The 12,629-nt window shown below is 72.3% G+C and carries 16 protein-coding genes; 7 read left to right on the top strand and 9 right to left on the bottom strand.

Annotated elements, in window-relative coordinates; translation table 11 throughout:
• Positions 1-93: 93 nt before the first annotated feature.
• The 4 genes from NX794_RS32290 to NX794_RS32275 all read right to left on the bottom strand — a co-directional run bounded on the left by NX794_RS32290 (position 94) and on the right by NX794_RS32275 (position 3,424).
• Positions 94-279, bottom strand: coding sequence for a hypothetical protein (locus NX794_RS32290; protein WP_258783217.1), 186 nt, complete (start codon positions 277-279; stop codon positions 94-96).
• A 50-nt stretch (positions 280-329) separates the two neighbouring features.
• Entirely contained in the window at positions 330-797 is a 468-nt protein-coding gene (locus tag NX794_RS32285) for an Asp23/Gls24 family envelope stress response protein (protein ID WP_258783216.1), read from the bottom strand.
• A 216-nt stretch (positions 798-1,013) separates the two neighbouring features.
• Positions 1,014-1,667, bottom strand: coding sequence for a fasciclin domain-containing protein (locus tag NX794_RS32280; RefSeq protein ID WP_258783215.1), 654 nt, complete (start codon positions 1,665-1,667; stop codon positions 1,014-1,016).
• 65 nt (positions 1,668-1,732) lie between these two features.
• A complete protein-coding gene (locus NX794_RS32275) occupies positions 1,733-3,424 on the bottom strand; it encodes a molybdopterin-dependent oxidoreductase (RefSeq protein WP_258783214.1) in 1,692 nt (563 codons plus the stop codon).
• Positions 3,425-3,608: 184 nt separating this feature from the next.
• Here NX794_RS32275 and NX794_RS32270 point away from each other — a divergent pair, with 184 nt between their 5' ends.
• Genes NX794_RS32270 through NX794_RS32260 form a run of 3 tightly spaced genes read left to right on the top strand, consistent with a single transcriptional unit; the run spans position 3,609 to position 5,196 of the window.
• On the top strand, positions 3,609-4,193 hold the full coding sequence (locus NX794_RS32270) for an RNA polymerase sigma factor (RefSeq protein WP_258783213.1): 585 nt from the start codon (positions 3,609-3,611) through the stop codon (positions 4,191-4,193).
• Entirely contained in the window at positions 4,190-4,825 is a 636-nt protein-coding gene (locus NX794_RS32265) for an Asp23/Gls24 family envelope stress response protein (RefSeq protein WP_258783212.1), read from the top strand. Before NX794_RS32270 ends, NX794_RS32265 begins: the two co-directional genes overlap by 4 nt.
• Entirely contained in the window at positions 4,822-5,196 is a 375-nt protein-coding gene (locus tag NX794_RS32260; RefSeq protein WP_258783211.1) for a hypothetical protein, read from the top strand. Before NX794_RS32265 ends, NX794_RS32260 begins: the two co-directional genes overlap by 4 nt.
• Positions 5,197-5,238: 42 nt before the next feature.
• On the opposite strand, the gene NX794_RS32255 is transcribed toward NX794_RS32260, so the two are convergent.
• From NX794_RS32255 to NX794_RS32235, 5 genes are all read right to left on the bottom strand, one after another.
• Positions 5,239-5,967, bottom strand: coding sequence for an anti-sigma factor (locus NX794_RS32255; RefSeq protein ID WP_258783250.1), 729 nt, complete (start codon positions 5,965-5,967; stop codon positions 5,239-5,241).
• Between the two features lie 23 nt (positions 5,968-5,990).
• Positions 5,991-6,575, bottom strand: coding sequence for a sigma-70 family RNA polymerase sigma factor (locus NX794_RS32250; protein WP_258783210.1), 585 nt, complete (start codon positions 6,573-6,575; stop codon positions 5,991-5,993).
• 109 nt (positions 6,576-6,684) lie between these two features.
• Positions 6,685-6,972, bottom strand: coding sequence for an SCO5918 family protein (locus NX794_RS32245; protein WP_258783209.1), 288 nt, complete (start codon positions 6,970-6,972; stop codon positions 6,685-6,687).
• A 207-nt stretch (positions 6,973-7,179) separates the two neighbouring features.
• Entirely contained in the window at positions 7,180-8,826 is a 1,647-nt protein-coding gene (locus NX794_RS32240) for a DEAD/DEAH box helicase (RefSeq protein WP_258783208.1), read from the bottom strand.
• 259 nt (positions 8,827-9,085) lie between these two features.
• Positions 9,086-9,289, bottom strand: a complete 204-nt coding sequence (locus NX794_RS32235) for a cold-shock protein (protein WP_007383480.1) — start codon at positions 9,287-9,289, stop codon at positions 9,086-9,088.
• A gap of 323 nt (positions 9,290-9,612) precedes the next feature.
• On the opposite strand from NX794_RS32235, the gene NX794_RS32230 reads away from it, so the two are divergent.
• The 4 genes from NX794_RS32230 (at position 9,613) to NX794_RS32215 (ending at position 12,314) form a co-directional block, all read left to right on the top strand.
• Complete coding sequence (locus tag NX794_RS32230; protein ID WP_258783207.1) at positions 9,613-10,155, top strand: DUF4232 domain-containing protein; 543 nt, start codon at positions 9,613-9,615, stop codon at positions 10,153-10,155.
• 623 nt (positions 10,156-10,778) lie between these two features.
• On the top strand, positions 10,779-11,045 hold the full coding sequence (locus NX794_RS32225) for a hypothetical protein (protein ID WP_258783206.1): 267 nt from the start codon (positions 10,779-10,781) through the stop codon (positions 11,043-11,045).
• The gene (locus NX794_RS32220; RefSeq protein ID WP_258783205.1) at positions 11,014-11,994 is read left to right on the top strand and encodes a DUF4263 domain-containing protein; all 981 of its coding nucleotides are present in this window, start codon (positions 11,014-11,016) and stop codon (positions 11,992-11,994) included. Before NX794_RS32225 ends, NX794_RS32220 begins: the two co-directional genes overlap by 32 nt.
• Positions 11,991-12,314, top strand: a complete 324-nt coding sequence (locus tag NX794_RS32215; RefSeq protein ID WP_258783204.1) for a hypothetical protein — start codon at positions 11,991-11,993, stop codon at positions 12,312-12,314. The genes NX794_RS32220 and NX794_RS32215 overlap by 4 nt, the downstream gene beginning before the upstream one ends.
• Positions 12,315-12,629: the final 315 nt, after the last annotated feature.

The raw sequence follows: 12,629 nt of genomic DNA, 5'->3' as shown, positions 1-12,629 counted from the left end.
CTCGGCCCGCGCCCTTACGGCTTCCCCGAAAAGAAGCCCGGCCCGCACCCCGACCCGCCGCCTGCGCACCCGGCTGTCGCTGTGCCGCTCCGGTCACCGGCGGCTCCGCTCGAACAGGTCCCGCGCGTCGCGGACCCGGCCGCCGCCCCCGGCCCAGTGGCCCACCGCCCAGCCGACCGCGCCCAGCGCGGCCACCAGCACGAACGCGCCGAACCCGCCGAAATACCCGGCGAAGGCCAGCGCCATACCCGCGATCATCCCTACGAACGGTGCGTTCATCGCCGTCCACCTCCCACCTGGATCCGCCGCCTGCCCACGCCCGGCGGCTCTTACTCCACCCGGGCCTCGCCGCCGGCCGAGGGTTCGTCCTCCTCGGGTAGCCGGACGTCGTTGACGGCGATGTTCACCTCGACGACCTCCAGGCCGGTGATGCGCTCCACCGCCGCGATCACGTTCTCCCGCACGTCCCGGGACACGTCGGTGAGGGGGACGCCGTACTCGACGACGAGGTCCAGGTCCACGGCCGCCTGCCGCTCGCCGACCTCGACCTTCACCCCGCGCCCGACGTTGGACCGCCCGCCCGGCACCCGGTCGCGCACCGCGCCGATGGTGCGGGACAGGCCGCCGCCCATGTCGTACACCCCGGGGATCTCGCGGGCCGCGATGCCCGCCACCTTCACGACGACGAGGTCGGCGATGGACGTCCGGCCCCGGTTCCCGGCCGGCTGGTCCGCGCCGGTGGCGCCGCCGGCGACGGCCGCCGTGCCCTCGGAGCCGTACGTGGTCTGCGTGGTCATGATGGTGTCCTTCCCGCCTCGGTCCGCGAGGCCTCTGCCGATGCCCCTACGGCTCCCTTACTGACTCCCTTGCTGGCTCCCTTACTGGTTAGGACCCGCTCCGGCCGCCGCTGTGACGCGGAGTCCCGCGCGGCCTCCGCCGGAAGGCCGGATCTCCGCCGGAACGCCGAAGGGGGCCGGGACCGCCGCGGTCCCGACCCCCGACGACAGTCACCGTCAGGAGGACGGCATCAGCACCGAGTCGACGATGTACACGGTGGCGTTGGCGGTCTTGACGTTGCCGCAGACGACCTTCGCGGAGTCGTTGACGGTGTACGACTCGCCGGAGCCGGACGTGCGCAGCTTGGACTTCTCCAGGGTGGGGAAGGAGCCGTTCTCCAGGTTCTTCGGCGCGAGCTTCTGGCCGACGACGTGGTAGGTCAGGATCTTCGTGAGCTGGGCCTTGTCGTTCAGCACCTTGTCCAGGGTGGCCTTCGGGATCTTCTTGAAGGCGTCGTTGGTCGGCGCGAACACCGTGATGTTCTGCGCGTTGTTGAGGGTGTCGACCAGGCCGGCCTTCTGCACGGCGGAGACCAGCGTGGACAGCGCCGGGTTGTGGGAGGCGGCGGTGGCCACCGGGTCCTTGGCCATGCCGTCGAAGGAACCGGCACCGTTCTTCGGCACCGCCGAACAGGCGGACCCGAAGGGCTCGTCCATCGCGGAGGCGGAGCTTCCGGAGCCGCTCATGCCGTCGTCCGATGCGGTGGCCGACGCCGACGCCTTTCCGGAGTCGGACTTCGAGTCGCCATTGTCGGAGCAGGCGCTGAGCGCGAGCGGCAGCACGCTCGCGGCGGCCAGGGTCACGGCGGCACGGCGGATACGGGTGTTCATGAGATCTCTCCTGTGGGTTGTCGCAGCCGGAGCTGCCTGTCTCGGGGGGAAAGGGGTTCGGGGGGTCACTCGACGGTGACCACGACGGAGTGCCGGCCACTGGCACCGTCGGGGACGGTCCGGGCGCGCCGGTCGGTCTGCACCTGCCCGGAGCGGTCGGTGGCGCGGACGGTGAGGGTGTGGCCGCCCTTGCCGGCCTGCCAGGGGAAGGACCACTGGCGCCAGGTGTCCCGGCTGTCCTCGGGGGCCAGCCGGGCCTCCTGCCAGGGCCCGTCGTCGACCCGCACCTCGACCTTGTCGATGCCGCGGTGCTGCGCCCAGGCGACCCCGGCGACCATGACGGTGCCCGTACGGGGCCGCGCGAAGGGCTTGGGGGTGTCGATGCGGGACTGGGTCTTGATGGGGGCCTTGCGGGCCCAGCCGCGCTTGACCCAGTAGGGGTCGTAGGAGTCGAAGGTGGTCAGCTCGATGTCCGTGATCCACTTGCAGGCGGAGACGAACCCGTAGAGCCCGGGCACCACCATCCGTACCGGGAAGCCATGGTCGAAGGGCAGCGGCTGCCCGTTCATGCCGACGGCGAGCAGCGCGTCCCGGCCGTCCATCACGTCCTCGACCGGGCTGCCGATGGTCATGCCGTCCACCGAGCGGGCCACCAGCTGGTCGGCCGGACCACCCCGCGAGGGCGGCTTCACCCCGCACTCGGCGAGCAGGTCGGCCAGCCGCGTGCCGATCCAGCGCGCGGTGCCCACGTAGGGGCCGCCGACCTCGTTGGAGACACAGGTCAGGGTGATGTCCCGTTCGATCAGCTCGCGGCGCAGCAGGTCGTCGAAGGAGAGCACGACCGGCCGGGACACGCCCTTGCCGTGGACGCGCAGCCGCCAGGCGGTGGCGTCCACCTTCGGCACCACCAGCGCGGTGTCGACGCGGTAGAAGGAGTCGTTGGGCGTGATGAAGGGGCTGATGCCGGGGATGCGGAGTCCGGCACCCCGGGGAACGGCGTGGGCGGGGGAGCCGGGCGCCGGCAGCACCAGCCGCTCGCGGGAGGCGACCGCGTCCTTGCCGCTCGCGCCGTTCAGATACCGGCCCAGCGTCCCGGCCCCGGCGGAGGCCACGGCCGCCACACCGGCCGCGACCACGAACCCGCGCCGGTCCCAGTCCCGGCTGCTGTCCCGCCCGCCTTCCCGGTCACTGTCCGGGCCGCCTTCCCGGTCACTGTCCGGACCGTCTTCCCGCCTGTCCTCCGGGCCGCTTTCCTGACCCGGGGCAGGCCGCTCCCGCCGCGCCGGCCGCCACTCCAGCCGACCGGCGAGGACGTACAGGAGTACGGCGCCGACGCCCGCGCCCCCGAGTGACGGCAGCGCGTCGGAGAAACCACGCGAGTCCGGCCGGGTGGTCGCCGCGAGGGCGCCGACGACACCGAACAGCAGGACCCCCGCCGCACCGGCCCGCCGGAATCGCAGCACGGCCATTCCGAGGGCGAAGGCGAAAAGCGTCAGGACCGCGAGAATGCCGAGTTCCAGCACGAGTTTGTCGTTCGTGCCGAAATTCCGGACGGCCCAGTCCTTCACGGCGAGTGGGGTCCGGTCGATCGCCGCACCGCCGACCGCGACGACGGGCCCCGCCTGCGGACGGACCCCGGCCGACACCAGCTCGGCCACGGCGAGCGCGGCGAACCCGGCGACGGCACCGGCGAACGCACCGGCCGCGAGGCGCGGCGGTCCGTAGCGTCCGGGTGGATTCTTCTCGTCGTCGGTCACGGGGGGAATCCGGCCCCGGCCGCCTTCCGGATTGGTCGTCGGCCCGATCGAGTGAATCTTTTTTCCCCACCAATCCGCGCACCGCACGGCTCCGGATAAATGGGAAATTCGAGGGGCTTCCGCGTCACAGGCTCGGCGCACGGGTGTCCAACGGTCGCAGCAACCGGACGAGAGGAGCCGCCCAGTGGCGGGGCCCCGCACACCGACCGCACCACCGGACGCCGGGGGCGTCACCGACGACGCCCTGCTGGCGGTCCGGGCCGCCGAGGGCGACGAGGACGCCTTCGCGGTCCTCGTGCACCGCCACGCACCGGCCCTGCTCCGGTTGGCCACCCGGCTGCTGGGCAGCCCCGCGGAGGCGGAGGACGCGGTGCAGGACGCCTTCCTCAGCGCCTGGCGCCGGCTCCCGGAGTTCCAGGGCCGGGCGGCCTTCGGCACCTGGATGTACCGCATCGTCACCAACCGCTGCCTGAACGTGCTCCGTTCCCGCAGACCCGTGGCACCCCTGGAGGCGGCGGGCGAGGTGCCGGCGGCCGAGTACGCCACCTCGCCCGAGCGCCTCACCGAGGCCCGCGACGCCGTCCGCGAGCTGCGTACGGCCCTCGACCTGCTGACGGCCGAACAGCGGGCATGCTGGGTGCTGCGGGAACTGGACGGCCATTCCTACGAGTTCATCGCGGACGCGGTCGGCCTCAGCCAACAGGCCGTGCGTGCCCGCGTCTTCCGCGCACGTCGCTGCCTGACACGAGCACTGGGGGCCTGGCGATGACCACCCACACCGACCCGCCCGACACCGCCCGCGACCACGGCGACGACGAACACCTGCCGTGCGGACGGCTGTTGTCCCAGGTCTGGGACGACTGGGAGCGCGGCACCGCCGACCCGCACCGGGCCGGCTGCCCCCACTGCCGCGGCGCGGTGAGCGACCTCGACGCCCTGGAGACCGCCGTACGCGGCCTGCGCGAGGAGACACCGGGCCCCCGCGGCCACGACGCCGAGCCGCTGGCCCGCCGGGTGATGGACCTGGTCCGCCTCGAACTGCGCCCCGGCCGCCCGCTGCCCCTGGGCGAACCCGCCGAGGACCTGTGGATCACGGAGACGGTGGCCGCCCGCGCGCTGCGCGCCGCCGCCGAGACGGTCGACGGCGTCCGCGCCGGCTCCTGCCGCCTCACACCCGCCGAGGCCCCGGAGAACGCCCCGAAGGACAGCGGGGTGGGGATCCGTCTCGACATCCACGCCCCGCCCGGCGCCGTACTGCCCCTGCTGGCGGAGCGGGTACGGCAGCGGGTGCGGGAGACGGCCGACCGCGAGCTGGGCATGCCCACGGCGGCCGTGGACATCCGGGTCACCGACCTCGTCGACGACACCCCGGCCGACGACCAGGAGGGACGCATCCCATGACCGCGCACGGCACACAGACCACGCACACCGCGCCCGCCGGACTCGCCGAGGAGGTCGCCAGGGTCGTGTCGGCCGTGCCGGGCGTCGCCTTCCTCAAGCCGGGCCTGGCCGCCCGGCTCCGCTCCCCGTGGTCCTGCCCCGCCCCCGGCAGGCCGTCGACCGCCGGAGTCCGCCTGACACCCTTCCCCGGCCCCGGCCCGGAGGGCGAGGGCGGCGGCTGGCAGGTGGACGTCCAGGTGGTGGCGCTGCGCCGGGCGAGGACGGTGGAGGTGGCCCGGGCCGCCCGTGCCGCCGTACAGGGACACCTGGCCGAAGTCCTCCCCGGCCGCCCGCCCGCCCGGGTGACCGTGACGGTCACGGGCCTGGTCTGACCCGCGCCGCCGGGCACCCGGTGCCGTACCCGCCGGTCCGGCTCAGGCGGGGAAGCCCACCAGGGCGAGCGGCGCGGAGGTCGGCTTCGTGGAGCCGCCCGCCGGCTCCACGGTGACGCCCATGCCGGAGGCCCCGTCGACGGCGCCGCCGAGCAGCACCGCCTGGTCGGTGCGGCCGGGGTCCATGAGGCCGGCCGACCGCATGGTGCCGCCGTCGTCGAACCAGAGCTGGTAGACCTTCCCGGCACCGGGCCGGGCCATCCCGGCGACGACGAACACGGCGCGGTCCCGCTTCCGGGAGACGACGACCGTGCCGGTGGCGTCGTCGCCCAGCGCGGCCGTCCGGGTCCGGGCGTCCGGCGCGGCCAGGACGGCGGCGATGCCGTCCGTGGCCCGCTCCGCGCTCCGTGACCGGCTGAGGGCGTCCTCGGCCCGCTGGTGCTGCCACACCGTCGTACCGCCCAGCGCGGCGGCCGCCGCCAGACAGGCGGCCAGCGCCCACCGGGACAGCGAGCGGCCCCGCGTCCCGGACCTGCCCGCCCGTACGGCCGTCGACACGCCCGGCGGCTCCTGCCGGACGGACGAGACCCGGCGCAGCACCCGCTCGCGCATCGCCGACGCGGGCGTCACGGTCGCGGCGAGCCCGAGCCGGGCGGCGGTGGCGGACAGCTCGGCGGTCTCCTGGGCGCAGGGCTCGCAGCCCGCCAGGTGCCGCTCGAAGGCGGCGCGTTCGTCGTCCGCCAGGGCGTGCAGGGCGTAGGCCCCGGTCATCCGGTGCAGATCGGCGGTGGTGGTCACGCGGTCACCCCCAGGCAGTCGCGCAGCCGGATGAGCCCGTCCCGCAGCCGGGTCTTGGCCGTGCCCAGCGGAAGCGTGAGCGCCTCCGCGACCTGGCGGTAGGTCAGCCCCCGGTAGTAGGCGAGCGTGACGGCCTGCCGCTGGATGTCGGTGAGGGTGCGCAGACAGCGCCGTACCTGCTCCCGCTCCAGTCTGGCCTCGACCTGCTCGGTCACCTCGTCGAACTCGGGGGTCCGCTCCAGCAGCGCGGCCTTGTGGTCCCGGACGACGGCGGCCTCCACCGACCGCACCCGGTCCACGGCGCGGCGGTGCGCGAGCGTGAGGATCCAGTTGACGGCCGTCCCGAGATCGGGCCGGTAACGGGGGGCGGTGCGCCACACCTCCACCAGCACCTCCTGCGCCACCTCCTCCGACTGCGCGTGGTCCCGCAGGACGGCGCGCACGACCCCGAGGACGGGCCCCGCCACGGCGTCGTAGACGGACGCGAACGCCTCCTCGTCCCCCAGGGCGACGCGCCCCACCAGCTCCTGCAGATCGGGTTCCGACGAGGGATTTCGGCCGATGTACACGGCTTCTCTCACAGGGGGGCCTCCGCGGTCGGGTCGTCTCCGTGCGTAATCCGGTCCCGCCGGGCCGACGGATTGGTGCCGGCGCAAAGAAAACGGCGTCCGCCTCAAACGGCCCCCCGGCTCACCAGCCGAGCGGGTCCTGGTCGGCTCGCACGTCGTGGACCGGCGCGACCGGCCGCGCGTCGTGGCAGGTGAAGCCCAGCCGGGTCAGCGCCCGCCGCATCTCACCCGAGGTGAAGTCGCGGCGGTCCTGCCGGGTGATCACTTCCCCGACCTGCATCACGGGGTAGACGCTCCGGCCGATGGTCACGGACACCCCGGTCACGGGCTCGGGCGTGACGCCGTTCATGGACTGCTCGACCTCGCTCTTGACCAGGTCGAACGGGAAACGGGCGATGACACAGCGCATGAAGACCTCCACGAGGACGAGGACGGGAACGGGACGGGGACGGAAGGGAACGCGACGGACGACCACACGACGGCGGCCGGTCAGGGTATGGAGGCGAGGATCCCCGCTGCGAGGCCCCCCGGGACGTCACCGTGCCCGGAACCGACGCGCGCGGCGACGGGCATGCGGCCTCTCCTCCTCACAGGTCCTCGGGTTCCTGCTCACGCGCTACGCGCTGTCCCCCCGAGCGGACCGACGGCCCTGACCGCCACTCCGGCCGCGCTCCTGGGACACGCCACCCCGGCTACCGCGCTCCGCCCGCCCGGCACCCTGGCCACCGGCACTCTGGCTCCCGGCTCCGCGGCCACCGGCGCTTCGGCCGCCACCCCCGGCCCGCCCCCTGCGACGGCGCCCGGAGCTCCCCCCGCTCTTGCCCTGCCCCTCGCTCGGGGCGTCGGCCGGCACGGGAAGGACGACCGGCACGCCGGAAGGCGTCCGGGCCCCGGTGATGCGCTGCAGCTCCTCCTCGCCCGGCCGGACCCGGGCGGTGCTCGGAGCGATGCCCGCGTCGGCCATCAGCCGGTCCACGGCCCGCCGCTGGTGCGGCAGCACCAGGGTGACGACGGTGCCGGACTCGCCGGCCCGCGCGGTACGGCCGCCCCGGTGCAGGTAGTCCTTGTGGTCGCCGGGCGGGTCGACGTTGACGACGAGGTCGAGACCGTCGACGTGGATGCCACGGGCCGCCACGTTGGTGGTCACCAACGCCGTGACCTGGCCGTTCTTGAACTGGGCGAGCGTCCGGTTGCGCTGCGGCTGGGACTTGCCGCCGTGCAGGGCCGCGGCGGCCACCCCGACGGACAGCAGGTGCTTGGCCAGCCGGTCGACGGCGTGCTTGGTGTCCAGGAACATGATCACCCGGCCGTCGCGGGCGGCGATCTCGGTGGTGGCCGTGTGCTTGTCGGCGTCGTGCACGTGCAGCAGGTGGTGCTCCATCGTGGTGACCGCGCCCGCGGACGGGTCGACCGAGTGCACGACGGGGTCGTGCAGATACCGGCGCACCAGGAGGTCGATGTTGCGGTCCAGGGTGGCCGAGAACAGCAGCCGCTGACCGCGCGCGGGCACCAGGTCGAGCAGGGCCGTCACCTGGGGCATGAACCCCATGTCGGCCATCTGGTCGGCCTCGTCCAGGACGGTGACCGCGACGTGGTCCAGCTTGCAGGCGCCGCGCTCTATGAGGTCCTTGAGCCGGCCGGGCGTCGCGACGACGACCTCGACACCGCCGCGCAGCACTCCCGCCTGGCGGCCGATCGAGACGCCGCCCACGACGGTGGCGAGCCGCAGGTGCAGGGCCCGGGCGTACGGGGTGAGCGCGTCGGTGACCTGCTGGGCCAGTTCCCGGGTGGGGACGAGGACCAGCGCGAGCGGCTGCCGGGGCTGGGCGCGCTGTCCGTCCAGCCGGGCCAGTACCGGCAGGCCGAAGGCGAGCGTCTTGCCCGAGCCGGTACGGCCCCGGCCCAGCACGTCGCGGCCGGCCAGCGCGTTGGGCAGGGTGGCCGCCTGGATCGGGAAGGGCGCGGTCACGCCCTGGGAGACGAGCGCGGCGGACAGCCGCTCGGGCATGTCCAGCTCGGCGAAGGTCTCGACGGCGGGCAGCGGCTCGGTGAGCGTGACCGGCAGGGCGAACTCCTGCCGCCCGGCGCTCGGCCGGCCGCCCTGGCCGCCCGGCTTGCCCTTGCGGCCGGCGCCGGGGCGGGAACCCTGACGGCCCGGCTCCTGGGTACGGAAGCGGCCGCCACCGCGGGCGGTGCCCCCGGCGGCGGAACGGGTGGACCTGGCGTCGGTGCGGGAGCCGCCGGCGCGACGGGTGCGGTTCATACGGGAACCCTTCCTCGATGCGGCGTATCGAGGAATTCCGGCAGCGGTGACGACCGCGCGAGGATTCGCAAGAATGAGCCGTGGAAATAAACGTGAATACCCGGCCACGCGGTGCTGAAGACCGAAGGGCGCCCGGGAGACGAAGACTCCGGACGGCGGGGGCCAAGGCAATGGGCTGGGGCCCGCACCCCTAGAGTGCGGGCCCCAGCCACATGATGCGAAGCGCGAACCACCGGCTCGCGACGTACTCGCGTCAGCGTCAGGCGGGAACGATGTTCTCGGCCTGCGGGCCCTTCTGGCCCTGCGTGACGTCGAAGGTAACCTTCTGGCCTTCCTGAAGCTCGCGGAAGCCGGAGGTGGCGATGTTCGAGTAGTGGGCGAACACGTCAGCGCCGCCGCCGTCCTGCTCGATGAAGCCGAAGCCCTTTTCCGCGTTGAACCACTTCACGGTGCCAGATGCCATATTGAATCTCCCTAAGGGGCAGTGCCGGACTCCGCACTTTACGAAGCCGAGTCGCCGCGATGATCACCCCTCCGGAAAGATCCGGAAAGCTCAGCAAAGAAAAATTCTCTGGCAACCAAAACTGCAACTGGTATCACGCTAACACAGGTCGGTCGCAAGCGGCCATGCGTTATGGCCCGCGTCGGGTCGCTCCCAGGCCGCCGCGGACCCCCGAGGAAGGACTCCCCGGCACGTCGAACCGTCCTCGGGTCTCCCGCGTCTACGGAGGTGTAGGCGCGCGCTGACCTCGCGCGCCGGTCCGCATCGAGGGGAACCCGAACATCATGAACAGCAAGCTGACCGCCATGGCCCTGACGGCCGTCGTCGCCGCCGGCACCGCCGCTGCCACCGTCCCGGCCTCGGCCGCGCCCGCCACGGCCGCGCCGACCCGCTGCCACACCGCCGACCTGAAGGCCGGCTTCGCCACGGGGGAGGACGCGCAGCCGGAGATGGGGCAGACGGACAAGCAGACCCAGGCGTACATCTGGTTCACCAACAAGAGCGCCCGCACCTGCACCCTGTCCGGCTTCGCCGGTGTCGACATGGTGGGTGCCCAGAAGATCGACGGCACCTGGTCGCTGGCGCGCTCCGCCAAGAAGCCCCCGAAGCTGACCCTCGCGCCGGGCGACACGGTGGACTTCAGCGTCACCCTGCTCCCGGTGGCCAAGTCCACCCCGCAGAAGGAGAAGTTCGTCCCGTCGAAGTTCCTCGTCACCCCGCCGAACGAGATGACGCACTTCACCCTGACCTGGCCCTTCGGCGGCCAGCTCCTCAGGCAGGACGCCGCCACCCACCCGGGCACCTACCTCAACCCGATCGGCCTGTAACCACCGCAACGACCACCCGCCCGAACCACCCGACCGACCACCCACGATGGCCACCGCCCCCACGCCCCTGGCCGAGCCAACACCCCCGGGCCGGCAGCCCGGGGGTGTTGGCCACAGAGCGGATGCCACGACTCACCACGAACTACCCGGCGTTCACCGGCGGCGGTGGTGGTCAGGCGACTTCGAACCCAACCTGAAGGAGGGAGCGGCCGAACTGCGGGCGGCCATCGACCGCATTGAGCGGGCGACCGACCGGCGAGGCGACTGAAGGCCTACAACGGGGAGTACTTCGTGCGCACCGCTTTCCTGGTTCCTGTCACCCTGTCGTCTGGTGATCGAGGACTGATGACGGCCGACACATGCTGACGAAGGCATGCAAAAACCCCAGGCCGATGACCTGGGGCTTCTCTCTGGAGTGGGTGACGAGAAGCGAACTCGCGCCCTCAGCTTGGGAAGCGACGGCGCTCGACTGGTCCCTATGTCTGTGAACTGAGCAGATGGCATTTGCCCGGGCGGTCGCACGGGGCGCGAGGCTGTGGGCAAGGTGCGCTCGAGGAACGCCTTCGCGCGTGCACAGAGACTGCTACCGCGTGGTTGTCAGTGGCTGCCCCTAGTGTGCCCACGTGACGACATTTCGATCCGGCTTCACGCTCTGGCAACTAGTCAAGAAAGCACGGGAACTGACTGAGGATGCGCGCGTCCGGGAGCGCGTCGACGCGGTGCTGCACATCATGGGCGGCCTCGGTGGGACGTACGGCAAGGGCAGGTCGCTGGTGAACGCCTTGGAGGACGTGGCCCAAGAGGCCATCATGCGAGGCGACTTCGCATTCGCCCGGCGCTTTCAGCGCTTTGCCGCCTATGCCGGAGGCGAACTGTTCCGACATCCTTGAGAACTACTACGACGACGAAGCCCGACAGCGCAGCGAGGAACACATGCGCAGGATGGCCGCGCTGGGTGCGGACAGGGCGGTCGCCGCCCTGAACGTCCTGTGCCGCGACAAGCCCGACGCAAGCGCCGCCGACGCCCGTGACCTCTTTCGTGGCATAGCCCAGTCCGTCGACTACCTGGGTCTCGGAGCCGGGGAGGGCGGGATCCGGCTCTCCACCAAGGAGGCGAGGCGACTCCAGCAATACGGGCACATGGAGATGGTCCTCCGTAACCTGCCCCGGCCCGCCTCCGCCGAGGCCGCCCGGATGATGAGCGACGTCCTGGCCGATGTCGACGCCGGCATGCTGGCCCAGTTGCTCGAACTGCGGGCCAGACAGGTCGGCCTGGCGGCCCTGCGTACCGCGGTGGAGGACCCGGACAGTTCCGAGAGTGCCCTCCACGGCTGTCTGAAGAACCAGGAATGGATCTTCGGCGGGGCCTTCGTGGCCGAGTTGGCACGCCGGCAGTACACCCCGGACGCCATCCTCGACATCCCGCTCCTGCGCGGCGACGGCTCCCTGCACGTGGTGGAGCTCAAGCGCGCCAAGATCAAGGACCTGGTCATACGACGCTCCGGCCACCTCATGCTGGGTGCCCCGGCGCACCATGCGGTCTCCCAGGCGCAGAACTACCTCCGGGCCATGGACGAGAACCGCCCGAGCATCCTGGCCGAGCACGGACTCGACACCCGCCGGGCGTCGGCGACGGTCGTGATCGGACACCCGCGGTATGTGACGGGGGACGTCACCTCCCAGGAGATCGCGGAGACGCTGCGGACCTACAACACGCACCAGGCGCGCATAGAAGTGATCACATACGAGACCCTGCTGGACTCAGCCTCCCGCATGCTGGCTCTGTCATCGGCACGGCAGGACGCAGATCCCGACCCGGACGAGGGACCCGCCGCATGACCGACACACCCCCCGCGATCGAACCGCTCCTGGCCCGCTTGTGCGGCGGTGAGATCACCGACAAGGACTATGTCGGATACTTCATGAACGAGTACGGAGAGGAACTCGTGTTCGCCCAACGTCGGGGCGAGAAGACCGCTCGACTCTGGCACAGCGACGCGGACTGGGAGATGTTCCCCGTCGGTGACCACTCGATTCGGCTCGACGGCCCGATGGACGGGATGATCACCGTTGCGGACCTGATCATCAACCGCGAGGAGGCGACATGGCTGTCCTCCTGCCTCGCCGCTTCCCGCCACCTACGGCAGGGACGGACCTGACCGCGCACGTGTTCAGGCCTCGACAGACGGACCTGGCTCAGGGGAGGCGGCCAGGCCCCTGCACATGAGCCCCGCTTTGCCAAGGATGTCCTCCACCCCGCCGCCCGCGACTTGGTCGCCCGCGGCCAGGGTGGCCGTGGTCCGCGCGTACGGTATCGCTGCAGTCGCCATGAGGCCGGCGAACGAAGCGGGTGGGAGCCGCTCGGGTACTCCCTGGCGACCTTCCGCTCTGACGCAGGCTCCTTGGCGCTCAAATTCCCGCCCCCGCAGGAGAGTCGTATCCACCCACGACGAGGTGCGGTGTGGGGCGGCCCA

The sequence above is a fragment of the Streptomyces pyxinicus genome (genome assembly GCF_024753135.1).
GTDB lineage: Bacteria > Actinomycetota > Actinomycetes > Streptomycetales > Streptomycetaceae > Streptomyces > Streptomyces pyxinicus.
This window is presented reverse-complemented; position numbering and strand designations above follow the sequence as displayed.

What these genes read in the sequence shown, in the direction of transcription:
- NX794_RS32255 (WP_258783250.1), bottom strand. Translation starts at nt 5,967, where the DNA reads ATGACCGGGGCCTACGCCCTGCACGCCCTGGCGGACGACGAACGCGCC.
- NX794_RS32215 (WP_258783204.1), top strand. Translation starts at nt 11,991, where the DNA reads ATGACCGACACACCCCCCGCGATCGAACCGCTCCTGGCCCGCTTGTGC.
- NX794_RS32265 (WP_258783212.1), top strand. Translation starts at nt 4,190, where the DNA reads ATGACCACCCACACCGACCCGCCCGACACCGCCCGCGACCACGGCGAC.
- NX794_RS32235 (WP_007383480.1), bottom strand. Translation starts at nt 9,289, where the DNA reads ATGGCATCTGGCACCGTGAAGTGGTTCAACGCGGAAAAGGGCTTCGGC.
- NX794_RS32220 (WP_258783205.1), top strand. Translation starts at nt 11,014, where the DNA reads ATGCCGGAGGCGAACTGTTCCGACATCCTTGAGAACTACTACGACGAC.
- NX794_RS32230 (WP_258783207.1), top strand. Translation starts at nt 9,613, where the DNA reads ATGAACAGCAAGCTGACCGCCATGGCCCTGACGGCCGTCGTCGCCGCC.
- NX794_RS32285 (WP_258783216.1), bottom strand. Translation starts at nt 797, where the DNA reads ATGACCACGCAGACCACGTACGGCTCCGAGGGCACGGCGGCCGTCGCC.
- NX794_RS32260 (WP_258783211.1), top strand. Translation starts at nt 4,822, where the DNA reads ATGACCGCGCACGGCACACAGACCACGCACACCGCGCCCGCCGGACTC.
- NX794_RS32280 (WP_258783215.1), bottom strand. Translation starts at nt 1,667, where the DNA reads ATGAACACCCGTATCCGCCGTGCCGCCGTGACCCTGGCCGCCGCGAGC.
- NX794_RS32240 (WP_258783208.1), bottom strand. Translation starts at nt 8,826, where the DNA reads ATGAACCGCACCCGTCGCGCCGGCGGCTCCCGCACCGACGCCAGGTCC.
- NX794_RS32290 (WP_258783217.1), bottom strand. Translation starts at nt 279, where the DNA reads ATGAACGCACCGTTCGTAGGGATGATCGCGGGTATGGCGCTGGCCTTC.
- NX794_RS32245 (WP_258783209.1), bottom strand. Translation starts at nt 6,972, where the DNA reads ATGCGCTGTGTCATCGCCCGTTTCCCGTTCGACCTGGTCAAGAGCGAG.